Annotated in this window: 1 protein-coding gene; it reads right to left on the bottom strand. The window is 63.0% G+C overall.

Going from position 1 to position 659, the window contains the following annotated elements:
• Positions 1 to 659, bottom strand: a 659-nt coding sequence (locus NQO67_RS43510) for a TCP-1/cpn60 chaperonin family protein (protein WP_305127003.1), incomplete at both ends; no start/stop codon positions are given.

Raw genomic sequence — 659 nt, 5'->3', positions numbered from 1 at the left:
ACGTCCTCGGCGATGATCAGCAGCGGCTTGCCGGACTGCATGACCTTCTCCAGCAGCGGCAGCAGGTCCTTCACCGCGCTGATCTTGGAGTTGGCGATCAGGATGTACGGGTCGTCGAGGACGGCCTCCATACGCTCCATGTCCGTGGCGAAGTACGCCGAGATGTAACCCTTGTCGAACCGCATGCCCTCGGTGAGCTCCAGCTCGAGACCGAAGGTCTGCGACTCCTCGACGGTGATGACACCTTCCTTGCCGACCTTGTCCATGGCCTCGGCGATCAGCTCACCGATCTGGGTGTCGGCAGCGGAAATGGAAGCCGTCGAAGCGATCTGCTCCTTGGTCTCCACATCCTTGGCCTGCTCGAGCAGCGCAGCGGAGACGGACTCCACGGCCTTCTCGATACCACGCTTCAGCGCCATCGGGTTGGCACCCGCGGCAACGTTACGCAGACCTTCCTTGACCAGCGCCTGGGCCAGCACGGTCGCCGTCGTCGTACCGTCACCGGCGACGTCGTCCGTCTTCTTGGCGACCTCCTTGACCAGCTCGGCGCCGATCTTCTCGTAGGAGTCCTCGAGCTCGATCTCCTTGGCGATGGACACACCATCGTTGGTGATCGTGGGCGCGCCCCACTTCTTCTCCAGCACGACGTTGCGACCCTT

Origin of the sequence: Streptomyces odontomachi (genome assembly GCF_024435355.1) — a bacterium.
GTDB lineage: Bacteria > Actinomycetota > Actinomycetes > Streptomycetales > Streptomycetaceae > Streptomyces > Streptomyces odontomachi.
This window is presented reverse-complemented; position numbering and strand designations above follow the sequence as displayed.